The sequence below is a fragment of the Longimicrobium sp. genome, assembly GCA_036377595.1.
In the GTDB taxonomy this organism is placed as follows: Bacteria; Gemmatimonadota; Gemmatimonadetes; order Longimicrobiales; family Longimicrobiaceae; genus Longimicrobium.
Window position 1 is genome coordinate 1 of record DASUYB010000198.1, and the last position, 22,910, is coordinate 22,910.

Annotated in this window: 20 protein-coding genes and 1 riboswitch; of the genes, 5 read left to right on the forward strand and 15 right to left on the reverse strand. The window is 72.1% G+C overall.

Annotation, left to right across the window (positions count from 1 at the left end; translation table 11 throughout):
- Positions 1–220 precede the first annotated feature (220 nt).
- Complete coding sequence (locus VF092_30900; protein ID HEX6751743.1) at positions 221–1,549, reverse strand: amidohydrolase family protein; 1,329 nt, start codon at positions 1,547–1,549, stop codon at positions 221–223.
- Between the two features lie 52 nt (positions 1,550–1,601).
- On the opposite strand from VF092_30900, the gene VF092_30905 reads away from it, so the two are divergent.
- Together VF092_30905 and VF092_30910 are read left to right on the forward strand one after the other, a co-directional pair.
- Positions 1,602–3,497, forward strand: coding sequence for a CHAT domain-containing protein (locus VF092_30905; protein HEX6751744.1), 1,896 nt, complete (start codon positions 1,602–1,604; stop codon positions 3,495–3,497).
- 83 nt (positions 3,498–3,580) lie between these two features.
- Positions 3,581–4,483 carry an RluA family pseudouridine synthase gene (locus VF092_30910; protein HEX6751745.1) on the forward strand — a complete coding sequence of 301 codons (903 nt, stop codon included), beginning with the start codon at positions 3,581–3,583 and terminating at the stop codon, positions 4,481–4,483.
- 431 nt (positions 4,484–4,914) lie between these two features.
- Here VF092_30910 and VF092_30915 read toward each other — a convergent pair whose 3' ends face one another.
- The 6 genes from VF092_30915 to VF092_30940 form a co-directional block, all read right to left on the reverse strand.
- Positions 4,915–6,273 carry a cation:dicarboxylase symporter family transporter gene (locus VF092_30915; GenBank protein HEX6751746.1) on the reverse strand — a complete coding sequence of 453 codons (1,359 nt, stop codon included), beginning with the start codon at positions 6,271–6,273 and terminating at the stop codon, positions 4,915–4,917.
- A gap of 557 nt (positions 6,274–6,830) precedes the next feature.
- Entirely contained in the window at positions 6,831–7,889 is a 1,059-nt protein-coding gene (locus VF092_30920; GenBank protein HEX6751747.1) for a hypothetical protein, read from the reverse strand.
- Between the two features lie 20 nt (positions 7,890–7,909).
- Positions 7,910–10,063: a TonB-dependent receptor gene (locus VF092_30925; protein ID HEX6751748.1), complete on the reverse strand. Its 2,154-nt coding sequence runs from the start codon at positions 10,061–10,063 to the stop codon at positions 7,910–7,912.
- Positions 10,064–10,163: 100 nt separating this feature from the next.
- Complete coding sequence (locus tag VF092_30930) at positions 10,164–11,009, reverse strand: ABC transporter ATP-binding protein (protein ID HEX6751749.1); 846 nt, start codon at positions 11,007–11,009, stop codon at positions 10,164–10,166.
- Positions 11,006–11,992 carry an iron ABC transporter permease gene (locus VF092_30935; GenBank protein HEX6751750.1) on the reverse strand — a complete coding sequence of 329 codons (987 nt, stop codon included), beginning with the start codon at positions 11,990–11,992 and terminating at the stop codon, positions 11,006–11,008. Before VF092_30935 ends, VF092_30930 begins: the two co-directional genes overlap by 4 nt.
- Entirely contained in the window at positions 11,989–12,930 is a 942-nt protein-coding gene (locus VF092_30940; protein ID HEX6751751.1) for a cobalamin-binding protein, read from the reverse strand. The genes VF092_30935 and VF092_30940 overlap by 4 nt, the downstream gene beginning before the upstream one ends.
- A gap of 144 nt (positions 12,931–13,074) precedes the next feature.
- Positions 13,075–13,233, reverse strand: a riboswitch (cobalamin riboswitch).
- 192 nt (positions 13,234–13,425) lie between these two features.
- Between VF092_30940 and VF092_30945 the strand changes: the two genes are divergently transcribed.
- From VF092_30945 to VF092_30955, 3 genes are all read left to right on the forward strand, one after another.
- On the forward strand, positions 13,426–13,977 hold the full coding sequence (locus tag VF092_30945) for a hypothetical protein (GenBank protein HEX6751752.1): 552 nt from the start codon (positions 13,426–13,428) through the stop codon (positions 13,975–13,977).
- 158 nt (positions 13,978–14,135) lie between these two features.
- Positions 14,136–14,666: a hypothetical protein gene (locus VF092_30950; protein ID HEX6751753.1), complete on the forward strand. Its 531-nt coding sequence runs from the start codon at positions 14,136–14,138 to the stop codon at positions 14,664–14,666.
- Positions 14,667–14,829: 163 nt separating this feature from the next.
- Positions 14,830–15,063: a hypothetical protein gene (locus VF092_30955; protein HEX6751754.1), complete on the forward strand. Its 234-nt coding sequence runs from the start codon at positions 14,830–14,832 to the stop codon at positions 15,061–15,063.
- Between the two features lie 79 nt (positions 15,064–15,142).
- Here VF092_30955 and VF092_30960 read toward each other — a convergent pair whose 3' ends face one another.
- The 8 genes from VF092_30960 to VF092_30995 all read right to left on the reverse strand — a co-directional run bounded on the left by VF092_30960 (position 15,143) and on the right by VF092_30995 (position 22,878).
- A complete protein-coding gene (locus tag VF092_30960; GenBank protein HEX6751755.1) occupies positions 15,143–15,952 on the reverse strand; it encodes a hypothetical protein in 810 nt (269 codons plus the stop codon).
- A gap of 8 nt (positions 15,953–15,960) precedes the next feature.
- Entirely contained in the window at positions 15,961–16,974 is a 1,014-nt protein-coding gene (locus VF092_30965; protein HEX6751756.1) for a Gfo/Idh/MocA family oxidoreductase, read from the reverse strand.
- The gene (locus tag VF092_30970; protein ID HEX6751757.1) at positions 16,974–18,581 is read right to left on the reverse strand and encodes a GMC family oxidoreductase; all 1,608 of its coding nucleotides are present in this window, start codon (positions 18,579–18,581) and stop codon (positions 16,974–16,976) included. The genes VF092_30965 and VF092_30970 overlap by 1 nt, the downstream gene beginning before the upstream one ends.
- Before the next feature lie 254 nt (positions 18,582–18,835).
- Positions 18,836–19,123 carry a hypothetical protein gene (locus VF092_30975; GenBank protein ID HEX6751758.1) on the reverse strand — a complete coding sequence of 96 codons (288 nt, stop codon included), beginning with the start codon at positions 19,121–19,123 and terminating at the stop codon, positions 18,836–18,838.
- On the reverse strand, positions 19,120–20,217 hold the full coding sequence (gene cax / locus VF092_30980) for a calcium/proton exchanger (GenBank protein ID HEX6751759.1): 1,098 nt from the start codon (positions 20,215–20,217) through the stop codon (positions 19,120–19,122). Before cax ends, VF092_30975 begins: the two co-directional genes overlap by 4 nt.
- A 223-nt stretch (positions 20,218–20,440) precedes the next feature.
- Positions 20,441–20,887, reverse strand: a complete 447-nt coding sequence (locus VF092_30985; GenBank protein ID HEX6751760.1) for a copper resistance CopC family protein — start codon at positions 20,885–20,887, stop codon at positions 20,441–20,443.
- A 151-nt stretch (positions 20,888–21,038) separates the two neighbouring features.
- Positions 21,039–22,166 (reverse strand): DNA replication/repair protein RecF, encoded by a 1,128-nt coding sequence (locus tag VF092_30990; GenBank protein ID HEX6751761.1) that lies wholly within the window; start codon positions 22,164–22,166, stop codon positions 21,039–21,041.
- A 157-nt stretch (positions 22,167–22,323) separates the two neighbouring features.
- On the reverse strand, positions 22,324–22,878 hold the full coding sequence (locus VF092_30995) for a methylated-DNA--[protein]-cysteine S-methyltransferase (GenBank protein HEX6751762.1): 555 nt from the start codon (positions 22,876–22,878) through the stop codon (positions 22,324–22,326).
- Between the last annotated feature and the right edge of the window lie 32 nt (positions 22,879–22,910).

The window sequence follows — 22,910 nt, forward strand, 5'->3', positions numbered from 1 at the left end:
ACTCCTCCTCGGGAGAAGAGGGATCAAACAACTTCCAAACCCAACAAACCCGCGCCCGATCATCCCTGGCGCAAGCAAGGAACCTTTCGCCGGACATTTCTAAATCAACCAAACCCCGGACTTTTCTAAATCAACGAGACATTTCCGATCTGCCACCACGCGGAAGCGGCCGCCGGAACGTGCCGGCGGCCGCCTGGAGATCCTGCTCGTGCGACGGTCGTCACCGCCGCGCGGGCTCCTTGTAGACGACGCCGTTCTTCATCACGAACGTGGCCGTCTCCAGCGTCCGCACGTTCTGCAGCGGGTCGCCGGCGACGGCGACGACGTCGGCCTGCCGGCCGGGCGCCAGCGTGCCGATGCGGCTCTCCCAGCCGAGCAGTCTGGCGGCGTTGCTGGTGCCCGCGACGATGGCCTGCATGGGCGTCATCCCGCCCCACTCCACCATCAGCGTGAACTCATGGCCGTTGGCGCCGTGCGGCCCCACGCCGGCGTCGGTCCCCAGCGCGATTGGCACCCGCGCCGCCACGGCGATGCGGATGGCGCGGCGCATCGCGGCGCCCGCATCGCGCGCCTTCTGCGCGCGCAGCCCCGTCAGCACGCCGCGGTCCGCCGCGGCGACGACCGTCTCGCCCGCGCTGAGGGTGGGGACGAGGAAGGTGCCGCGCGCCGCCATCATCCGCGCGCCCTCCTCGTCCAGGAACGACCCGTGCTCGATGGAGCTGACGCCCGCGCGCACCGCCATCCTGATCCCCTCGGCCCCGTGCGCGTGCGCGGCCACCGGGCGCTCCAGCTGCTTCGCCTCGGCCACCAGCGCGTTCATCTCCTCCTGCGTGAACTGCGGGACCCCGACGGCGTCGCCCTCGCTCAGCACGCCGCCGGTCGCGCACATCTTGATGACGTCGGCGCCGTACTTGGCCTGGTAGCGCACGGCGGCGCGCACCGGCTCGATGCCGTCGGCCACGCCCTGGCGGTAGTCGGTGTCCATCAGCCCCGGGCGGTACCCGTTCTCGTCGCAATGCCCGCCGGTGATGCCGATGGCGTGACCCGCCACCTGCATCCGCGGGCCCACGGTGTAGCCGCCGTCGATGGCGGTGCGCAGCGCCACGTCGTCGAAGTGCGGCGACCCGACCACGCGCACGGTGGTGAAGCCGTTCATCAGCGTCCGCCGCGCGTTCTCGGCGCCCAGGATGGCGGAGAAGCCGGGAAAGTCGCGCACCTCCTGGTCGCGGTTGCCGGGGTCGTTCAGCGCGCGCCCGATGATGTGCACGTGCGCGTCGATGAACCCCGGCAGCAGCGTGGCGTCGCCCAGGTCGACCACGCGCGCGCCGGTGGGCACCGCGGCGGCGCCCTGGCGGCCCACGGCCACGATGCGGTCGTCGGTGACCACCACTTCGCCGCTGGCGATGGGCGCGGCGCCGGTGCCGTCGATCACCCGCGCGGCGCGGAGCACCACCGTGCCGGTTCCCTTCGTCGGATACGAGGCCTGCGCGTGCAGCGCGGGCGCGAGCAGCACCGCGGCGGCGGCCGCGGCCAGTGTGGAGCGGGTCAACGGGTCCTCCCGGAGCGGGTCGTGGGCGTGCGGTGGGCGATGAAGACGGAAGATGATGCTCGCCGCCCGCCGCCCCGGCAAGCGGCGCCCGCGCGGCGTCGATTCTCGGGTTGCCGATCCACACTTCTTCCAGTCGCCCGTAGGATACTTTTCAAGTCTCTCCCCGATCGCGCGGATGGGCCTTATCTTTATGCCCCAATTCGGTTTACCCGTCGCTTTGCTTCCCCGTCGTCTCACCCTTCCACCCACTCCGGACATGCCCGATCCCATCAAGGTGCTGCTCATCGCCTCCGACGCCTTCGCCGACGACCAGGCTCCGCTCCGGATCGACAGGGAGGCAAGGGCGGTGATGAACGCGATCCAGCGCGCATGCCAGCGTGAGACGATCAAGCTCGAGACGCGATGGGCGGTGACAATCGAAGAGTTCCAGCATCTCATCATCGATTTCAAGCCCGCGATCGTCCACTTCGCCGGCCACGGGAACCGGAAGGAGGGGATCTTCCTCACGGACTACCTCGGGAATGATCGGGCGATCGACCGTGAAGCGCTGTGCGAGCTTTTCGGGATTCTCCGGAAGTTCGTCCGCGTCGTCGTGCTGAACGCGTGCGAGACGCTGTCGACGGCCCGCGAGATCGGCTCGGCGGTCGACTACACGATCGGGATGAGGACATCGATCACGGACGCCGCCGCGGCTGCGTTCGCGGAGGAGTTCTACGGCTCGCTGGCGTCGGGGATGACGGTGAAGGAGGCGTTCGATCTCGGCCGGTGCCGGTTGCGGGTGTCCCATCCTCGCGAGCGTCGCACGCCCCAGCTGCTGATCCGGAGCGGGGTCGATCCGGATTCATGGGCGGCGGAGCACGGGGTTGGTGGGGATGAAGGCCCTGCCACCGCCCGCGCGGTGCACTGGGCTCGGCTCCTGTTCGACGTCTCCACCGCTGGGTGCGGCGAGCAGGTTCGCCTGATGGCGGAGAAGGCGGCGCGGCACCGTTCGTCGCATGGACGCGAATGGCTGCTGGGACTCTTCTCGTACGCGAAGGGGCCGGCGGGGATCGCCTCGCCGCATGCGCGCGACCGGTTCGCGATGCTGCTGCGCGCCTTCTACGCGAATCCCCGCCTCGCGCCCGAGGCCGACGCGGCGCTCGGCGAGCTGCTGCGCGCCGGCGCGGGGATGGAGGTGCTGGAGCTGGTGCAGCGGCTTCGGTCGGCGGTGGAATTCGACGCGTACCACTGGCTGCGCCGCATCGTCGACGAGGGCGGCGAACCGGGGGCCGCTGTACGCACGGTGCTGGACGATGATCTGATGCATGCCGGATCGGGCATCTACCGGTTGCTGGAGAAGCTTTCCGAGTGGTTGCCGCCGGCGGGGCACGGTGGGTTGAACATCTCCGAATCCAACCGCATCGCCCTGGAGCTTCTGCCGGAATACGCCGCCGCTACCATCGCGGCGTGGGATCATGCTGGCGACACCGGGTCGCGCCGCCTGGTTCCGCTGCTGGTGATGGACGCCGACGACGCGCAGCCCAACGCGGCGCTCCTCGCGTCGTGGCTGCTCCATCCGGCGTTGCCCGCGATTTACGGCGGGGGGGACGAGGGCGCGGACGGGGTGACGTGCACGGTGGCGGGGCTCGTGGCGAAGTGGGCGTGCATCCTCGGCGCTCCCGACGGGGATCCACCGGTGGGCGCCGCCGCGGACGACGTGCTCACCGCGTTGCTGGAGGCGATCCTGGCGCAGACGTCCGACGCGCGCGGGCTCCAGCTGCGCCGGGCGATGGTGGCTTACTGGACGGAGATGAAGATGGGCTACGCCGCGCTGGTGAGGCTGCTCGGGTTCTGGGGAGGCGCGAAGCGCCGCGAGGTCGCCCGGGACCGCGACCTGCTGCAGGCGCTGCTGGATCGCTTCCGCGAGCTGGAGAACGATCCTCCGCCAGCGATGCGCTTCGTCGCCTGACCGCGATCTGCCGCCGCGGCCTTGTCATCCCCCGCGTGAAGGGCGATTGTGCCGGCCCACATACGCGAACGGGCGAGGGGTTGATGACGCAGCGGTGGATGGAGCACACGGTGGCGGCGGACGAGGCGGGGCGCACGGTGCAGGAGGTGCTCACCGGGCCGATGCAGGTGTCGCGGCGGATGATCCAGAAGCTCACGCGCGCGCACGGCATCACGCTCAACCGCCGACCCGCGTTCCTGGGCCGCAAGGTCAAGGCGGGCGACGTGGTCGCGGCGCGCGTGGGGTTCGAGGAGGAGACGGGGCTGAGTCCCGTGGCCATGCCGCTGGCCATCGTGCACGAGGACGACGACGTGCTGGTGCTGGACAAGCCGCCGTTCGTGCTCGTTCACCCCACCTCGCCCGAGCAGGCGGAGACGCTGTCGCACGGGGTGGCGCACCACTTCGCGGAGCGCGGCGTGCGGGCGAAGGTGCGGCCCGTGCACCGCATCGACCGTGACACGTCAGGCCTCGTACTCTTCGCCAAGAGCGCCGTGGCCCACGCGCGGCTCGACGCGCAGCTGCGCGAGGGCGGCCTCCAGCGCGTCTACCAGGCCGTGGTCGACGGCGTGGTCGCGGAGGACGAGGGGACGATCGACGCGCCCATCGGCCGCGACCCGCGCCGCCCGCACCTGCGCGCCGTCCGCGCCGACGGCGAGCCCGCGCGCACGCGCTTCCGCGTGCTGGAGCGCTGGGCCCGCGCCACGCTGCTGGAGCTCGAGCTGGAGACCGGCCGCACGCACCAGATCCGCGTGCACATGGCGCACGCCGGCCACCCCGTCCTCGGCGACCGCCAGTACGGCCGCGCCGGCACGGGGCTGATCAAGCGCCAGGCGCTGCACGCGTCCCGCCTCTCCTTCACCCACCCCACCACCGGCACGCGCCTCACCTTCGATGCTCCTCTCCCGCCTGACATCGCCGCGCTGATCGAACGCCTCTCGAGTGGTTGATCGCTTCCGCGATCTGTCATGACATACGTGGTGGTTGATCTGTCATTCCGAAGGCGCTGCACCGGCCTCTCGTCCGCGACGAACTGCGGGCGCCTGAGGAATCTGTGGCCTGCGTCCGCGCGTGATTCGGCCGTCGGCGCGGGCGCAGGCTACAGATTCCTCGGGCTGCATCCATTCGTGCGGACGCGATACCGGTCTGGCCGCCCTCGGAATGACAGATGGCTGGATCGCGATGATGAAGTCCGCGAAGGCGGACTGCGTGTGGTTGTAGCCGCGAGTTAACTCGCATTGTCGCGCGCAAATATGCGCGTCGCGCAAACGCTCTGCGTCGCCGCGCATCGTCCATCTCCATCCCCCAATCCCATCACCGAAAAAGGCGAGACGCCAGTGCGCCTCGCCTTCTCGTCATCTCCAGATCCCCCAGCCCGCGATCAGTCCGCCGCGGTGGGGTCGGGGTCGCCGGCGATGGGGCGGTGGTCGGGGACGCGGCCGATGCCCGCCTCCTGCTCCACGCCGAGCTGCCGCGGGCTCTCCTCCGGCGGGATCACCGCGGCGTGCGGGTCGAACTCGCCCTCCCAGCGCGCCATCACCACCGTCGCCAGGCAGTTGCCGACCAGGTTCACCGTGGTGCGCGCCATGTCCATCAGCTCGTCCACGCCCAGGATCACCGCCACGCCCTCCAGCGGCAGCCCGAAGGTGGCCAGGGTGCCCGACAGGATCACCAGCGACGCGCGGGGGACGGCCGCCACTCCCTTCGAAGTCAGCATCAGCGTCAGCATCATGGTGAGCTGGTGCCAGAAGGTGAGCGGGTGCCCGGCCGCCTGAGCCACGAAGATCGACGCCAGCGCCAGGTACAGCGTGGTCCCGTCGAGGTTGAACGAGTACCCGGTGGGCATCACGAAGGCCACGATCCGCCGCGGGACGCCGATCCCCTCCATGGCCTGCATCGCCCGCGGCAGCGCCGCCTCGGACGAGGTGGTGGAGAACGCGATCAGCGCCGGCTGCCGCACCGCCTGCAGGAACTTGCGGATCGGCACCCGCGCGACCAGCGCGATGGGCAGCAGCACGCCCAGCACGAAGACGACGAGCGCGCCGTAGAGGGTGAGGATCAGCTTCCCCAGGTTCACCAGCACGCCCAGCCCGCTGTGGCTGACCGTGACCGCGATGGCCGCGCCGATGCCGATCGGCGCGAAGCGCATGATGATGGCGGTGAACTTGAACATGATCTCCGCCAGCGCCTCGCAGAACCCGATCATCACCTCCTTGGGCCGCCCGCGCACCTGCGACAGCGCCACCGCGAACAGCACCGACCAGAACACGATCTGCAGCACCTGGTTGTCGACCGCCGCCTCGGCCAGGCTCTGCGGCACCATGTGCTCCAGGAACGAGCCCAGCGTCAGCTCGTGCCCCTTGGCGGCCAGCTCGGCGCCTGTGGCCGCGGGCGCGGCCAGCTGCACGCCCACGCCGGGCTTCACCAGGTTCACCGCGCCCAGGCCGATGAACAGGGCGATGGTGGTGACGATCTCGAAGTAGATCAGCGACTTGAGCGCCAGCCGGCCCACGCGCTTCATGTCGTCGCCGTGCCCCGCGATGCCGATCACCAGCGTGCTGAAGATGATCGGCACGATGATCGACTTGATCATCCGCAGGAAGATGGTCGACAGCGGCTTGAGCTGCGTGGCCTCGAAGCCCCCCGTTCCCGTGGGGAAGAGGAATCCCAGCAGGACCCCGACGGCCATGCCGATCAGGATCCACTGGGTCAGCGAAACGCGGCGGATATACCTCAACATCGTCGGTCCGGGGGATGCCGGTGGGGGCGATGCGGGCGGACGGCGCCCAAATGGCGAAGGGCCGCCGCCCCGTGAGGCTCACGGAGCGGCGGCCCCCACTAACCGGGCCGGAAGTATGTCGCGGGAACCCCGTCCCCGCAAGGGCTTACGCTACGCGGCGCGACCGGCCCCACCCCGGAATTCGGTGGATGGAGACAAAATGCCGCCTGCCCCACCCGGCCGGGGCCCTCACCCTGGAGAAGGCGAGACAAACTGCCTTCTCGCCTTCTCTGGAGGCCCTCACCCGAAAAGTTGAAGCGCCGAGACATAACCCCCGTCTCGGCGCTTCAACTTTTCGACCTCTCCCGACAGCAGGAGAGGTAAACTGCAACTGCAACTAAACTCCCCGCGAAGTTTCAGTTCTCCCCTCCCCTGCGTAGCGGGGGAGGGGCCGGGGGAGGGGGCCATCCGCGGCCGCGCCGGGCCCCGCCACTCGTCCCGAAGCCCGTCCCCACCCTGAGGTCTCCCCCTTCTCCTGCAGTTCGGGAGAAGGGGGCCGGGGGGATGAGGGGCCTCCGTCAGCTCGACGGCAGCACGGTGAACGCCAGGCCGAACGGGCACACGCCGGTGGTGACGGTGCGGTTGACGGTGTAGGGCGCGCCGTTCAGGCGGTACGCCTTCCCCGCGGCCAGGCAGTCGCCCGGGTTCAGCGTGTGCAGCCGCCCCGAGGGGTCGAACCCGAGCCCCGACACCGGCGGCGCGCCGTTGGGAAGGACCGGGTTGTCGAGCCCGCGCACGAACTGGCGCACGCCCGGGTTCCACACCAGCACGCCGGTGCCGTACACGCCCACGTACAGGTTGCCGTCCGGCCCCACGTCGATGGAGCCCGGGAACTCGCCGAAGCCGGGGACCAGCTCCTCGGTGCCCGTCACCAGGTTCACCACCGAGAGCGAGCCGTCGGCCTGCCCGAAGTGGCCGGCGTTGATCACGTACAGCCGGCTGCCGACCACCACCCCCGCCTGCGGGTTGATGCCGGTCAGCTGCAGGCTCCCCACCACCTTCCCCGTGGCGTCGATCGCGCTGATCGAGCCGGGGCCGGCGGGCGAGAAGTTCACCAGGTTGCCGTTCAGCACGAACAGCACGCCGCCGCTGGCCACGATCGCCTGCGGATAGGTGCCCACCGCCACCTCGGCGCCCACCGCGCCCGTGCGCACGTTCACCGGGGAGACCGTGTTGCGGTTGGGGTTGCCGACGAAGGCGATGGAGTCGTTCAGGAACGCCACGCCCGTGGCGCCCGAGTTGGCCGGGAGCGCCGCGGTGCGCGTCACGGTCCCCGTGCGCAGGTCCACGATCGCCGCGAAGGGATAGGTGCCGAGCGGGACGACCGCCGTGGCGCCGTTCGCGGCCACGCCCACCGGCGTTCCCTGCGCGCCCAGCCCCACCGTCACCGGCGTGGGGGTGGCGCTGTCGGGGGAGACCAGCGTCAGCGAGTTGCCCACGCTGTTCACGATCACCTCCACCCGCTGCGGGCCGCCGGTGGAGCCGCTGGGTCCATCGCCGCCGCTGCACGCCGCCAGCGCGGCGGTGGCCAGAAGGGCCGCAAGCCGGGCGAGCCGGCCGGAGATTCCGTTCTTCATCACTCCCACACGTCCTGGGTTCAGGGTAGGTCTGCGCGGCTCAGGCGCAGGTCCAGGCGCACCCGCCGCCCCGGCTCGGGATAGCCGGCGATCAGCGACTGCTTCTCGTCGAACAATCGGTCCACGGTCACCGCGCCCACCGCGGCCCAGCGGCCCAGCCGCCATGCGCGCGACACGCCGGCGCCCGCGCTCCAGAAGCCGGGGAGCGCGTTGGCCTTCTCGGGCGCGGGGTAGCGCAGGCCGGTGTAGCGCGCGGCCACCTCCGCCCGCCACGCGCCGGGCGCCCACTCCGCGCGGAACATCCCGGCGTGCGCGGGGCGATACGCCACCTGGATCCCGCTGTCCTCGCCGTCCAGGACGTACGTGATACGCGCGACGGACCACGATCCTGACAGGCGGAGATCCGCCGCCGGCACCGCGGCCTCCATGCGCGCGTCCACGCCGCGGCGCGCGACGTCCACGTTGCGCGGGCTCCAGCGGAAGGCGAAGTCGGGGAGCCAGACGATCATCCCCTTCACATCGCCCGTGAACGCGGCGGCGGAGAGGGAGAGGTCGGCGCCGCCCATCCGTCCCCCCAGCGACGCCGCCAGCTCCCACTCGTTGGGCACGCGCTCGGGGCGGAGATCGGGATTGGGGACCACGCCCACGCCCTCGCGGAAGAACTGGTCTCCCAGCGAGGGCGGGCTGAAGCTGCTCCGGCTGGCGAGCTGTACCCGCAGCGCGCCGAACGAGGTCCCCGCGGTGAGCGCGCGGCTGGCGAACCAGTCGCGCGTCACCCCGTCGCGGTCCACCCGTCCCTCGGCGGAGAGGTCGATCAGCTGGCGGGAGATGGAGATCACCCCCGCCGCGTGCGCGAACGCGCCGAAGTCGCGGCGGGTGCGCGGCGCGTTCTCCCCCAGTGCGCCGGCGTCGACGTGCTGCACCCCCGCGTCGATGCCGCCACCCGCGGTGCGGAAGACGCCGTCGCCGAGCGCGCGCTCCGCCTCGACGCGGAGGTCGGCGGCGCGGACGCGGGTGGTGTCGTCGTATGCCACCCCGAACGGCGGCGCGGGGTCGGCGAAGCGGGCGCGCTGCGTGGCGCCGGAAAGGAGCGCGGAGAGCGTCGTCCGCGCCCCCGTGCGCCGCCAGCCGAGCGACGCGCGCCCGCGCCCCATCTCCTCGCGCGCCTCCGGCGAAGGCGTGTGGCCGGTGCCGGGAAGGCCGCGGCGCAGCGCGTCCCATCCCCCGCGCGCGCGCAGCTCGCCGCCCGCGAGCGGCGACGACACCGCGCCGAACGCGCTCCACTCGTCCAGGTCGTCGTTGGTGCGGCGCAGCATCGTCGGGTCGTTCACGTCGCGGCGGTAATCGAAGCCGCCGCCGATCCGGCGCAGGTGGCCGCCGACGCTCCACGCCGTCCGCCCCGCGGCCCCCCCTGCTTCCCCCCCGCCCGACCACTCGCCGAGCGAGCCGGCGGAGAGCTCCAGCCCTTGGCGCGGCCGGGCGGCGCGCGTCTCGATCAGCACCACGCCGGCCTGTGCATGCGGCCCGTACCGCGCCGTCCGCGCGCCGGGAAGCACGGTCACGCGCTCGACGGACGACGCGGGAACGGCGCTGAGGTCGGCCTCGCCGGTGACGGGATCGTTCAGCGCCACGCCGTCCAGCAGCACCAGCACCTCGTCCGCCGCGCTGCCGCGGATGGTGACGGTCCGTGCGCCCGTCGGCCCGTTGCCGCGCACGACCACGCCGGGGACGCGCTCCACCACCTCCGCCGCCGTCCGCGCGCCGCTCGCCTCGATCTCCGCACGCGCGACGGTGCCGCCCGCCGCCTCGGCCTCCGCCGTCACCCGCAGCGCCGACAGGGCCACGGGGAGCGGCTCGAGGGAGATGGAGAGGCGCGCCGTCTCGCCGTTGCGCACCGTCGCGGCCACCTCGCGCGACGCGTACCCGGTGCGGCGCACGAGGATGCGGTACTCGCCCGGCTCCAGCCCGCGCAGCCGGAACGCGCCCGCGCCGTCCGTCCGCGCCGCCAGCGGCGTCCCCGCGAGCTCGACGGACGCCGCCGCGACCGGTGCCCCGTTCGCCGCGTCCGTCACCGTCCCCGCCAGCTCGCCGGGAAACTGCGCGAGCAGGCGGATGGGGGCGATGAGGAGCAGGAGGACAAGGATCAGTGCGGCCGCGGCGCGGGAGCCCCCCACCCCGCGCTTAGCGCGACCCTCCCCCCAAAACCGACTGGGGGGAGGGTGGAGGATCCCGCCGCCCCGCACGACTGGGCACTGGGCACTGGGCACTGGGCACTTACGCCGCATCGGCATCCTCTTCGCGCCGGCCGAGCATCTCCGCGCATGACTCGCCGGAAAGCGGGACGACCTGAGGCGCGCCGGCGTCGGGGCCGGGGCCGGGGTGGCGGTCGATCCGGACGGGCCAGCCGTACACGCGCTCCACCGTCTCCCGCGCCAGCACCTCGGCGGGCGTGCCGGTAGCGGCCACGCGCCCATGATCCAGCAGCACCAGCCGGTCCGCATAGCGCGCGGCGAGGTTGAGATTGTGCGTCACCAGCAGCACCGTCGTTCCCGCGCGGCCCAGGTCGCGCAGGAGCTCGAAGATGGCCATCTCGTGGCTCACGTCGAGCGCCGCCGTGGGCTCGTCCAGCGCCAGCGCCGACGGCTCCTGCGCCAGCGCCCGCGCCACCCGCGCCCGCTGCCGCTCGCCGCCGGAGAGCGTGGAGATGGGCCGCTGTGCGAACGCCAGCACGTCGCACCGCTCCATCGCCCGCTCGACCGCGCGCCGGTCGGCGTCGCGCTCGCGCCGCCAGGGGCCGAGGTGGGGATAGCGCCCCATCGCCACCATCTCCCGCACCGTCATCGGGAAGACGGCCTCCTCGCCCTGAGGCACCACGCCCACCGCGCGGGCGATCTCCTCCCGTCCCCACTGCGCCACCGGACGCCCGTCCAGCTCCACCGCGCCGGCGGAGGGGGAGAGGATGCCCAGCATCAGCCGCAGCAGCGTCGACTTTCCCGATCCGTTGGGGCCGAGGACGGCCGTGCACGCGCCGGCGGGGACCTCCACCGTCACCCCGTCGACGGCGCAGCCGGTGGCCTCCGGGTAGCGGAAGGTGAGGCCGCGGCAGCTCCATCCGTTCACGCGGCCCTCCGTCGCAGCAGCCAGACGAAGAACGGCACGCCCACGAACGCCGTCACCACGCCCACGGGCAGTTCGGTGGGCGCGGCGGCGGTGCGCGCGAGGGTGTCGGCCAGCACCACGAACGCGGCGCCGAGCAGCACCGAGGCGGGGATCAGGAAGCGGTGGTCCGGCCCCCACAGCATCCGCACCACGTGGGGGACGACGAGGCCGACGAAGCCGATCACCCCGCTCACCGCCACGGCGCCCGCGGTCAGCAGCGACGCGGTGCCGTAGGCCAGGAGCTTGGTGCGCTCCACCCGCGTCCCCAGGTACGCGGCCGTCTCCTCCCCCACGGAGAGGAGGTTGAGCGGGCGGGCGAGGGCGAGCAGCAGCGTCATCCCCGGCACCATCGCCGCGCCGAGCAGCGCGATCCCGCGCCAGGTGGCGCCGGAGAAGCTTCCCATCATCCAGAAGATGGCGGAACGGAAGGCGTCGGCGTCGGCGAAGGTCAGCGCCAGCAGGATGCAGGCGTTGAAGAAGGCGCCCACCACCACGCCGGCGAGGAGCAGGATGCGCGTGTCCAGCGCCCTCCCCACCACGGCGGCAAGGCGGAAGACCAGGAGCACCGCGAACACCGCCCCCGCCAGCGCGGCCACGCCCACGACGCCCGCCGACGCCAGGGTACCGCCCAGGGCGATGGCGAACACCGCGCCCACCGCCGCGCCGCCGCTGATCCCCAGGATGTACGGCTCAGCGAGGGGATTCCGCAGCAGCGCCTGGAAGGTCGCGCCGCTGGCCGCGAGCGAGCCGCCCACCATCGCCGCCAGCACCGCGCGGGGAAGGCGGAGGCGGCGCACGATGGCGACGGTCGTGGGATCCGCCGTCCCCCGCACGCCGTCCATCACCTGGCGCAGGGAGAGCGGCACCGCGCCCAGCCGCACGGCCACCAGGAGCGCGGCGACGGCGATCGCCGCCAGCAGGGCCAGGCGCGCGAGCGGCTTCATCGCCCGCGCAGCTCCGGGTGGATGGCGTCGCGAACCGCGCGCGCGGCTTCGGCCAGGTGCGGCCCGGGCTGGTTCACCACCTGCGAGGGAACGGAGACGCCGCGCCCCTCGCGCAGCGCGCGCAGCTCGCGCCACCCCACCGACGTCTTCAGCGCCTCCAGCCGCACCGTCCCCTGCTCGCCGATGGGGACGACCACGAAGTCGGGCTGGCGGCGCACGATCTCCTCCAGCGACACGTTGGGCCACAGCGCCGCCTGGTCGGCGAAGGCGTTGCGCCCGCCCGCGATCTCGATCACCTGCGACACGAAGGTCTTGGGCCCCGCGGTCATGGGCGGGTCGTTCCACACCAGGAAGAACACGGACGGCCGCGGCGAAGCGGCCACCGATGCGCGCACGGCGTCCAGCTCGCCCCGGATCGCCGTGGCGAGCGAATCCGCCGCGTCCGTGCGCCCGGTCAGGCGGCCGAGGCTGCGGATGGAGCGGAAGACGTCGGTGGTGTCTTCCAGCTTGACGGAGAAGACGGGGATGCCGAGCGCGGTCAGCCGGTCGCGCAACTCGGTGCGGCCGGTGGTCTCCCAGCCGAGCACCAGGTCGGGGTGGAGGGAGACGAGCTTCTCGATGCTGGGGTCCAGCCCGCCGCCGACGGAGGGGAGCCGCTCCACCATCACCCCCCTGTCGTAGGCCGTCCGTCCCACCAGGCGCTCGCCCGCGCCCAGCGCGATCACCGTCTCCGTGGCCGCGGGGACGAGGGCGACGATGCGGCGCGCGGGGCGGGGAAGGGTGACGGTGCGCCCCGCGTCGTCCGTGACGGAGACGGACGAGTCCGCCGCCGCCCCGCCGCGCGCGCGATCGTCCGCGCGTCCGCCGCACCCGGCAAGGAGCGCGGCCGCCAGCGCGGCGGCGATGGGGATGCGGCGCTTGGGATCCGTCGGAAACAAGAAACCCGTCCTTCCCGTAGAGGCGGGAGGGAACGGGTGCGATGGCGGCGGGGCGACGTCCCCGATGGGGAAATGAAGCCAGAGGCCGGCGATCGGACCCGCTCCCCTCCCGCGAGGGGCGTTCGTGCGGGAGCGAAGGGACCGGTCTCCTGGCTCGAGGCGGCTGGCGCTCCACCTTCCCAGGCGTGTCGTACGCCCAGTGGCTGTGCGGGGGCTGGACCCCCGCGGAGCGGGCCGGGCCGGCGACCGTGGCCGCCGGGCCTCTCACAGTGGCGGGGCCGCGCCGGAGTTGCACCGGCTTCCGAATGGCCCCCTCGCGTCGTGTTGTCGCGGGAAAGCTATGCCGCCGTCAAACCCCTGACAAGGTTCCGGCGTCCAACTCAAGGGAGCCGAATGGACGGTGTCACAAAATTCGGTACCCGCGCGTTTGAAAACACCTGTGGCGCGTCCAGTCCCTTGGGCGCGCCGGCCGGGCACCCCGATCCGCGCCATCGGATGTTCGTACCCCACACGCCCTCAGCCCCGCGCACGCCGCTGCGCACCGCCGAATCCACCCCCTTCGCCCAGGACAACCCGAGAACCCCCCGACGCCCCGCCGGACCGGCGGTGGCCGCCACGCTGGCGCCGTCGCTGCGCCGCGCGCAGCACCTTCCCGCGCGCCTGCGCGAGGCGCTGGCGCTGGCGTGCGACGAAGCGCGCAACATCCGCACGGTGGAGAAGCTGGCCACCGCCGCCGGGTGCGACCGCCGCACGCTGTGGACGCACTGGAAGCACACCGTGGGCGCCGGGCTGCGCCTGCAGGACTTCCTGCACTGGCTCCTCCTCCTCCGCGCCACGCACCGCAAGACGGCTGCGCGCGCCTGGGCCGACGTGGCCGACGAGATCGGCATCCATCCCCACACGCTGGGCCGCCTGGCCCGTCAGCTCACCGGCAGCTCGCTGCGCGACCTGGCCGCGCGGGGGCACGCCGCGCTGGAGCACCGCTTCCAGACCGAGGTGGTCCCGCGCGTGCTGGTGCCGTCGCCGAACGGCCGCGGGCGGGCGTAGCTTCGCGGCGGCGGCGGCGCGGCTCGCACCTCCGCGGTGCGCATCCGTGCCGCCCCGCGCGCGCATCCTTCCTTCTGACAGCATCGTTGCAGGCGTGAACCGCCGGGGCCTCCGCCGCGCGGACGGTCCCGGGCCGCGATCCACCGCCGCGCCCGCCGATGCACGCCGATCTCCTCCCGCTCCCGTCACCCCGCGCGGCCGCCGCGCCTCTTCGCCTCGTCCCCGCCGCCCGGAACGCGCAGGGACCCGTCCAGAACCTCGTTTTGGCGCTGCGGCGGTGCGCGTCGATCTCGCCGCGGCTGCGCGACGCGCTGCTGCAGGCGTGCGCCGCGCCGCGCCCGTTCCGCAGCGTCGCCCGCCTGGCCGCCGCGGCCGGGTGCGACCGGCGCACGCTCTGGCGCGACTGGCGGCAGGCGATGGGCGATTCGCACCCGCTGCGGCTGGAGGACGTGCTGCACTGGCTGCTGCTGGCGCGGGCGATGGAGATGCGGGCGCCGGGGCGTTCCTGGGGCGAGCTGGCCAGCGCCGTGGCCGTGCATCCGCAGACGCTCGCCCGCTTCGCGCGCCAGTTCACCCGCCGCTCGCTCCGCGGCGTGTCGGCCGACCCCGCAGCCGCGTCTGCCGCGCTCGAGCGCGCGCTCATCCCCTTCTTCGCCGACGACATCGCCGGCCGCGCGAACGCCGCGTAAAAAAGAAGGGCCTCACGCGGAGACGCGGAGAACGCGGAGAACTCACCCCGGCACCTGAGTTCTCCGTGTCCTCCGCGTCTCCGCGTGAGATTCTTCTGTTCACAGTTGACGCGGGAGCTCCGGCCGATCTTATTCGGAGAGCCATCGATCGGGAGAGAAGAGGATGGAGATTGCGACCAGCACCGTTCACGACGACGGTGATTCGATCTCGACGTCCATTCCGCTGGTTGCCGTTCGTCACTTGGGGATAAAAGCGGGTGACGTGCTGCAGTGGATTGCGGACGAACGCGGAGGGTACCGTGTGATCGTCATCGATCCGCGGCGCGCTGCCGTGCTGAACGCGCACGGCGAGATCATCGAGGAGTACGTCGACGTCTTCCGAGACCTTGCGACGTAGGTACGATCTCTAGCCAAGCAGAAGGGGCAGGCACGATTCGCGTGCCTGCCCCTTGCTTTCGCCTGATCGTCCGACGCGTCTACGGCAGCAGCCCGTCGCGGGGGCCGAGGAAGCCGAGCACGAGGATGGTGGCCACGGCGGCCCAGATGCAGGCGTAGAGCACGGCCACGATCTTCCGCTTCTCCAGGATCTCGGGGAAGAGGATCGGCTTGCCGGCGAACTTGCCGCGCGGCTTGTTGGGGAAGAAGAAGGTCTTGTACGTCTCGATCGTGGCCACGGTGAAGCCGATCCCCGCCAGCCCGATGAACACCCAGTTGTGGGTGAAGAAGCTCATCACCGTGCTCCAGGTGGTGGCGATGGCCGGGCTGCGGAAGAACTTGAAGGTCTCGAACCCCTCCACCGGCGCGTCCTTCCACGCCCCGCCGAACGCGCTGAACCACCCGCCCGCGCTGGCCAGCAGCAGCACCGCCCACTTCGGCGCGCCGGGATACGCCGCCTGCAGCCGCGTCACCCCCCAGACCGTCAGCACGATCACCGCGACCACGGCGGCCAGGATGGCCCAGCGCACGCCGCGGCTCTTGATCGGCTTGCCGAACACGCCGAACTGCATGGGGATGAAGTACTTGCTCTGGTCTTCCTCCCGGATGAAGGTCTTCCAGAGCTCCACCACCAGCCGCTCGCCCGCGTACACCATCCCGAAGAACACGGCGGCGTGCGCCCAGCTGTCGGGCCCGAAGCCGGTGAAGTACTCGATCGCCAGGGCGACGAGGGTCGCCACGACGATGCTGCGGAAGTACTTGGGGAAGGTGAAGCCCTCGTGCGGGGCGTCCTTGTACATCCCCCAGCTGGAGGTGTGGGCGCCCGCGAGGAGCCCGATCAGGATGGTCATGGCACGTGCTATGGGTTGAGGCCGGGCACGGAGAGGTCCCGGCCGAGTGAGGCGTACGCGGCCTCGGTCAGCACCAGGTCGCGCTTTGCTTTGTCGAAGTCGAACCGCGGCTCGCGGTTCTCGATCAGCGCGGGAACGAAGTCCTTCCACATCCCCGCGTAGCCGGCCACGTCGGCCAGCTTGCTGCGCAGCGAGCGCTTCCGCCCGCGCACCATCAGGAAGATCCCGTTGCTCTCGAAGCTTGCCACGCCCTCCGTGCCGTACACGGCGGAGAGGTGGACGCCCTTCAGCAGCACCGGCATCTCCCAGCTGTAGTAGAGCGTGCCCACCGCGCCGTTGGCGTAGGTGAAGCCCACCACCATCGAGCGGTCGGGCGACCCGTCGTCGCCGCCGGGGCGGAAGGCCTGCACGCCGGTGACCTCCATCCCCAGGTTGGCGAAGAAGTCGACCCAGTGGATGCCGCCCTCGTACAGCGCGCCGCCCCCGCTCAGCGCCGGGTCGCCGCGCCAGTCCTTCACGCGCTGCTCCTTGAGCGCGTTGACGGTGACGATGCGCGGCTCGCCCAGCGCGCCCGAGGCGATGGTCTCGCGCAGCGCCTCGGCCAGCGGCTTGTAGAAGTAGTTCTCGGCGATCATCACCCGCCGCCCCACCCGCTCCTTCTCCTTGCGGACGATCTCGAAGTCCGAGGCGCGCTCGAAGGGCGGCTTCTCCACCACCACGTGCTTCCCCTGCGCCAGCGCGGCGAGGGTCAGGTGGAGGTGCGAGCTCGGCGGGGTGAGCACCAGGGCCACGTCCACGCGCGCGTCCTGCAACGCCGCTCCGTAGCCGCCGTACGCGTTCCCCGCGTCGGCCCAGAACGCGCCGGCGCCGCCGTACTTCCTCGCGAACGCCTCCGCCTTCGCGCGCTCGCGGCTGGCGAAGTACATCCGCACGTTGGGGAACGACCTCAGCCGCTTCGCGTGGATCGTGGCCGCGTAGCCGCAGCCGAGGAAGGCGATCCCCAGCGTCTTCCCGTCTCCCATCACCCCTTCCCTCCGGCCGCGGCGGTGGCGATCTCGGCGTCCGCCGCCGCGCCGCGCGCGATCAGCCGCCCCACGCGCAGCGCGTTGGCGGCGATGGTCAGGCTCGGGTTCACCCCCGCGGAGGTGGGGAAGACGCTGCCGTCGGTCACGTACAGCCCGTCGACCCCGCGGAAGCGGCACTCCGCGTCCAGCGGCGCCGCCTCCGGGTCGTCGCCCATGCGCACGGTGCCGACCGCGTGCGAGAAGGTGCTCACGTCCCAGTTCACGCAGAAGAGCGCGCCCGCGCGGCGGAGGATGCGCTTCGCCTGGCGGATCATGAAGCGGCGCGCGGCCAGGTCGCGCGGCGTGTACTCGTGCTCCACGACGAGCTTCGGCAGCCCGTACGCGTCCGTGCGGGAGATGTCGATGCGCACGCGGTTCTCCGCGCGCGGCTGGTCCTCGGCGATGGAGAGGATCCCCGTGAGCAGGCTGGCGGGGAGCTCGGCCACGCGCGCCAGCCACTTCAGCCCCTTCGGCAGCACGTGGCCGACGAGCTGCGCCTGCGGCCCCATGATCTGCTGCATGTTCCCCAGCGGCCCCGCCGGCGCGCCCCGCTCTCGCGAGCCGAAGTAGAAGTCGTGCACCGCCATCTGCTTGTGGTGCTCGTTGGCCGGGTTGGGGCGGAAGGGGAAGATGCCGAACGTCATCGCGTTGCAGTGCCGCATCAGGTACCGCCCGACGGCGTCGCCCGCGGGGTTCGTCTTCTCCAGCCCCGAGGCGAGGAGGAGGTGCGGCGTCGCCAGCGCGCCGGCGGCGAGGACGACGGTCGATGCGCGGAACGTCATCCGCCCGCCCGTCTCCTTGTCCACGCACTCCACGCCCGCCGCGCGCCCGTCCTCGGCCAGCACGCGGGTGACGACGGTGCCCGGGCGGATCTCCATCCCCCCCGCGAGCAGGCGGGGGATGACGCGCACGGCCAGGTCGTTCTTGGCGGAGATGGCGCAGGCGAAGGTATCGCACGTGGTGCACGCCGCGCACACCGCGCCCTCGGCCGCCGCGTGGTTCAGCGCCAGGGGGATGCGGAACGGGTGCAGCCCCAGCGAGCGCATCGCCTCGGCCATCCGCTTCGACGCGGCGCTGAGTCTCGACGGAGATTGGGGATACGGCGCGCTCCGCGGCGGCTCGGTCGGGTCCGCGCCCGCCTCGCCCGCCACGCCGAGCAGCCTCTCCGCGCGCGAGTAGAAGGGTTCCAGCGCGCCGTAATCAATCGGCCAGGCGGCGCCGGTGCCGCCGGTGATCTCGGGCGCGGCGTCGAAGTCGCGCTCGCGGAAGCGGAAGCTGGCGCCGCCGTAGAAGACGGACGGGCCGCCGACGCAGGTGCAGAGGTTCTGCGACGAGAGCTTCGCCTGGTGATGCAGGTCGAAGGCGGTGTCGGCGGCGTAGAACGGCGTGCGCACGAAGGCGCCCTCGGCGCCCCAGTTGTGCGGGCCGCGCTGCACCCAGCCGCCGCGCTCCAGCATCAGCACGCGCCACCCGGCCTCGACCAGCTCCAGCGCGGCCATGCATCCGCCGAAGCCGCTGCCTACGACGACGGCGTCGAACTCCTCCGCCGTGCGGGAAACCACCATGAGATCAGGTCGGGAGAGCGGAACGAGAGCCTGCGGCCAAACGGGAGCGGCGCCCCCGCGGAGCGCCGCCGACAGCACGAACGGCCGACAATCTAACCACTTGCGCCGCCGGGGAAAACCACCGGGTGTCATCGCCGGGAGGAAGGGGCGAATGAATTCGCAGCGGCAACCACACGAAGTCCGCCTTCGCGGACTACCGGCTTCGGGTCGGCCGATGCTTCTTCGCGCGCGACGGGCTTTCGCCGGCCGCGGCGTCACCGGCACTCGGTGATCGACCCGTCGTAGATCACGTAGCCGCTGCCGTCCGGCGTGCGCAGCTCGTAGTACTGGTGATCCTTCCCGTACTCCGTCGCCCGGTACTCGTAGCGCCCCGGCGGCAGCGTGGCGATGACGGGGTTCGGCGCCGTGCTCGTAACCGGATGAGACTCGGCCAGGAGCGGCGTCGGCCGGGTCAGCTCGATGCACCCCGGCTCGCCGCACGCCGCCGCCGCGATGGAGATCGCCGCCGCGGCGATGGCGGACGCGAGCCGGGGCGTTCTCAATGCGGCATCGGGAGGAAAAAGAAGGCGATGCCCAGGATGGCGTAGACGGCCAGGAGCTGCACCCCTTCCATCCAGTGGCTCTCCCCGTCCGCCGCCACGTAGCCCATGATCAGCACCGACACGGCGATGGCCACCACCTCCAGCCGCGTGAAGATCAGGTCCATCGGGCGCGGGGCGATGGCGTAGCTCAGCAGCACCAGCACCGGGGCGACGAAGAGCGCCACCTGGATCGACGAGCCCACGGCGATGTTGATCGCCACGTCCATCTTGTTCTTCCACGCCATGATCACCGCCGTGGAGTGCTCGGCCGCGTTGCCGATGATGGCGACCACGATCACGCCCACGAACACCTCGCTCCATCCCAGCGACTTGGCCGTCGCCTCCGCGGCGCCCACCAGGAACTCGGCCATGAACGCGATCCCCGCGGTGGCCGCCAGCAGCATCATCACGGGGCGCCAGAGCGGCGGCGGGGCGTGGTCCCCGGGCTCGTCGTCCTCCTTGTCGATGTCGCCCACGTACAGGTGGCGGTGCGTCTTGAGGGTGAAGACCAGGGAGAGCGCGTAGGTCACGATCAGGACGATGGCGATCTCCAGGCTCAGGTTGCGCTCGGCCGTCACCGCGCTGTTGCCGACGATGGCGTGGAAGGCGGCGGGGATCAGCAGCCCCACGGCGGAGAGCACCAGCAGCGTGGTTCCCGCGGCGGCGGCGGTGGCGTTGAAGCTCTGCGTCTGGTAGCGGATCCCGCCCGCCAGCGTGCTCAGGCCGAAGACCAGCAGGATGTTGCCGATGATGGAGCCGGTGATCGAAGCCTTCACCAGGTCGAAGTACCCGGCCCGCAGCGCGATGATGGCGATGATGAGCTCGGCCGCGTTGCCGAAGGTGGCGTTCAGCAGCCCGCCCACGCCCTCGCCCATCTGCTCGGCCAGCTGCTCGGTGGCATGGCCCATGAGCCCGGCCAGCGGGATCACCGCCAGGCACGAGAGGATGAACACCACCACGGGGCGCGCGTGCAGCGCGTACTCCGCCGCGAAGGCAATCGGCACGAACACGAGCAGCGCGTTCAGCCAGTTGCCGCCCAGAAGGCGCTTGATCACTTCGGATTCCTCAGGGTTCAGGGGGGTGGGCCCCCGGACGTGTGGGAAAGGCCAGCAGATTACCCGACTGTCGATGCAGCCGCCAGTGCTGCGGCCGGTGACTCGGGGTCTCACCAGCGGGGAAATGTCACACGGAGGAAACGGAGGAAGCGGAGGGGTGCCGGTGCGGCACCGTAATTCCTCCGTTTCCTCCGTTCCCTCCGTGTGATCCCCCTCCCGGCGGTTATCGCGCCGCGACGTTGAACCTGATGGTGCCGCGCATCACGTGCCCGTCGTGCGCCATGGTGCGCCAGGTGACGGTGTAGGCCCCCGGCTCCAGCCGCCCGCGCGTGTTCGTGGCGACGGACGGGTTCTGGCCGCGCGCGTGCTGCGCCGCCAGCGGCGTCAGCGCGACGTTCCGTCCGCCCGGCCCGGCCAGCCGCACGGTGGTGACGCGCATCTCCGGCGCCTCGGTGAACCACAGCTCGATGTGGCACGGGCCCGGGGGCAGCGTGGCGTCCGCCGCAGGCGTGGAGCGCACCAGCCGCAGGTGGAACGCCTCCGCGGCCGCCGCCTCGCCATCCGCCCCGCGCAGCGCCGGCGCCATCGCACCCGACGCGGCCACCGCCACAGCCATCACCCCGGCGGCAACCCACCGGCGGCCGCGCATCTTCGTTACGATCTCCCGCATCTCGTCCCTCTTCCCTGTGGTCGTTGAGTCAGTGCCCGGACGAGTACCCGTCACGAGCACAAAAGCTTCGCCGGCCCGATCGCCGGTAGTCTTCCCCTGACCCACCGAGCTCGATCATCACCCCGGTCGCACTCAGCACTCAGCACTCTCATCATCCCGTCCTCACCACCCCGTCGCGGATCGACCACCGCGGCAGCCGCCCGCCGTGGATCATCACGTCCGTCTCCTTGGGCGAGGTCAGGATCACCTGCCCGCCCTCCGCCTGGTCGATCCACTCGATGATGCGGCGCGAGCGGCCGGGGTCGAGCTCGGCGAACACGTCGTCGAGCAGGATCACGCTCTCGCGGCCGCGCGTCTCGCGGATCGTCTCCGCCTCCACCATCCGCAGCGCGATGGCGGCGGTGCGCTGCTGCCCGCCCGAGCCGTAGGTGCGCAGGTCCAGCGCCTGCCCGTCGCCACCCGCCGTGGTGAAACGCAGGTCGTCCCGGTGCGGCCCGGCCAGCGTCATCCCGCGCGCCGCCTCGCGCTCGGCCACGCGGTCCAGCTGGTCGCGGAAGGCGCGCGCCACGTCCTCGGCCGGCGGCGTGGGCTCCGGCAGGTCGACGGAAGGGACGAAGGATACAAAGCCCGGCTGCCCGCCCGCCACCCGCGCGTAGTGCTCGGCGAACGACGCCGCCCGCTCCGCCACCCACCGCGCCCGCGCCGCGATCACGCGGCTGCCTGTGTGGACCAGCGACTCGTCGAACGCCTGCACCAGCGCGGGCTGCGCCTTCTCGCGCAGCAGCGCGTTGCGCTGGAAGAGCGCGTGGCGGTAGCGCTGCAGCGCGCCCAGGTACCCCGGCTCGGCCAGCGAGAGGACGATGTCGAGGAACCGCCGCCGCTCCCCCGGCCCGCCGGCGACGAGCTCCACGTCGGACGGGGAGAAGATGACGGCGCCGACCAGGCCGAGCGCGTCGCCCAGGCGCTCGGGCTCGGCGCCGTTCACCGTCACCTTCTTCTTCCGCCGCCGCCGCTCGAACGCCGCCGCGAGGGTGCGCTCGCCGCCGGCGGGATCGCGCAGGGTGCCCTCGAGGCGGAACACCTCCTCTCCGAAGCGCACCAGCTGCTCGTCGGGCGCGCCGCGGAAGGAGCGGAAGATCTCCAGGTAGTAGACGGCCTCGAGCAGGTTCGTCTTCCCCTGCCCGTTGTCGCCGATGAGCGCCGCGCCCTCGGGCGGGATCTCCACCACCTGCTCGGCGAAGTTGCGCCAGTTGCGCAGGTGCAGCCGGGAGAGGTACACGCTACCGCATGCGCGAGACGCGCCGCTCGCCGAGCTGGAACTGGAAGGGCCGGCGCTCGGTGGCCGCGATCCGCTTCAGCTCCGGCCAGCCGCGCTCACCGGCCCACCTTCTCGGCGGGTGTGGACCTGATGTCCGGAGCGTCATAAGCCGACTGTGTCAAAATCGAAGGGTTTCCTGCCCGCCCTCGCTGGCTGGAACCTCCACGCCCTCGTGGCGCAGGAGCCAGCGCTTGGTGTCCACGCTCTTCCCCTCGCCCGACTCCCCCGAATACCCGCCGATGCCGCCGGACGCCAGCACGCGGTGGCAGGGGATGACGATGGGGATGGGATTGCGGCGGTTGGCCTGGCCGATGGCGCGCGCGGCCCTGCACTCGATCTGCTCGGCCACGTCGCCGTAGGTGCGCGTCTGGCCGAAGGGGATGGTGCGCAGCGCCTCCCACACGCGCCGCTGGAAGTCGGTCCCCTCGGGCGCGAGCGGGAGATCGAAGTCGCGCCGCGAGCCGGCGAAGTACTCGCGCAGCTGCTGGGCGACGCGCCAGCCGAGCGCGTCGTCGCGGGTCGGCTCCACGCGCGTTCCCGCCGGCGGGTGCATCCCCTGCGGCCAGTAGTGGATGCGGTGCACCGCGGCGCCGTCGTGCTCCACCAGCAGCGGCCCGACGGGGGAGGGAAGGAGGAGGCGGTGCAGCCGGGAGGTGGGAGCGAGGGGTCGCACGGGTACTCGCGGGACGGGGATGGGCGGGCGGA

Coding starts and splice junctions, on each gene's coding strand:
- VF092_30920 (HEX6751747.1), bottom strand. CDS start 7,889: ATGAAGAACGGAATCTCCGGCCGGCTCGCCCGGCTTGCGGCCCTTCTG.
- VF092_30970 (HEX6751757.1), bottom strand. CDS start 18,581: ATGGTGGTTTCCCGCACGGCGGAGGAGTTCGACGCCGTCGTCGTAGGC.
- VF092_30985 (HEX6751760.1), bottom strand. CDS start 20,887: ATGCGGGAGATCGTAACGAAGATGCGCGGCCGCCGGTGGGTTGCCGCC.
- VF092_30955 (HEX6751754.1), top strand. CDS start 14,830: ATGGAGATTGCGACCAGCACCGTTCACGACGACGGTGATTCGATCTCG.
- VF092_30915 (HEX6751746.1), bottom strand. CDS start 6,273: ATGTTGAGGTATATCCGCCGCGTTTCGCTGACCCAGTGGATCCTGATC.
- VF092_30910 (HEX6751745.1), top strand. CDS start 3,581: ATGACGCAGCGGTGGATGGAGCACACGGTGGCGGCGGACGAGGCGGGG.
- VF092_30945 (HEX6751752.1), top strand. CDS start 13,426: ATGTTCGTACCCCACACGCCCTCAGCCCCGCGCACGCCGCTGCGCACC.
- VF092_30965 (HEX6751756.1), bottom strand. CDS start 16,974: ATGGGAGACGGGAAGACGCTGGGGATCGCCTTCCTCGGCTGCGGCTAC.
- VF092_30935 (HEX6751750.1), bottom strand. CDS start 11,992: ATGAAGCCGCTCGCGCGCCTGGCCCTGCTGGCGGCGATCGCCGTCGCC.
- VF092_30950 (HEX6751753.1), top strand. CDS start 14,136: ATGCACGCCGATCTCCTCCCGCTCCCGTCACCCCGCGCGGCCGCCGCG.
- VF092_30905 (HEX6751744.1), top strand. CDS start 1,602: ATGATGCTCGCCGCCCGCCGCCCCGGCAAGCGGCGCCCGCGCGGCGTC.
- VF092_30960 (HEX6751755.1), bottom strand. CDS start 15,952: ATGACCATCCTGATCGGGCTCCTCGCGGGCGCCCACACCTCCAGCTGG.